This window comes from Anabaena sp. CCY 9613 (genome assembly GCF_963920895.1).
Lineage (GTDB): Bacteria > Cyanobacteriota > Cyanobacteriia > Cyanobacteriales > Nostocaceae > Cyanocohniella.
Window position 1 is genome coordinate 1 of record NZ_CAWUDE010000057.1, and the last position, 361, is coordinate 361.

1 protein-coding gene is annotated in these 361 nt (G+C 42.1%); it reads left to right on the forward strand.

All coding sequences use genetic code 11. The annotated features are described in order from the left end of the window. Positions 1-269: IS200/IS605 family transposase (tnpA, locus tag ACM0OT_RS23810; RefSeq protein ID WP_414566842.1), on the forward strand; the 269-nt coding region annotated here is incomplete at its 5' end. Between the last annotated feature and the right edge of the window lie 92 nt (positions 270-361).

Sequence of the window (361 nt, forward strand, 5' to 3'; positions counted from 1 at the left end):
GGGACTGTGAGTTGTTGGAGTTCAATGGTGAAGCAGACCATGTACACCTATTAATTGATTACAAGCCTGATAAACCCCTCTCAACATTGATCGGAAATATCAAAACCGTGAGTAGTAGGTTAATACGCAAAGAGTTCCCTTGGTTGGCTAAAAAATACTTTTACAACCAGCCTTTCTTCTGGACTGGTGCGTATTTTGTGGCTAGTTGTGGTGGTGTCACTGTTGAGCAACTAAAAAATTACGTCGAGAACCAAGAACAACCAAATTGATTCGCCTGCGCTCAGTTTTATATTGGTCGCAATTCATCATCCCGTTAAGTCTGGCGACTTTAACGGGAGTCCTCTTGCTCCATTAAGATAGA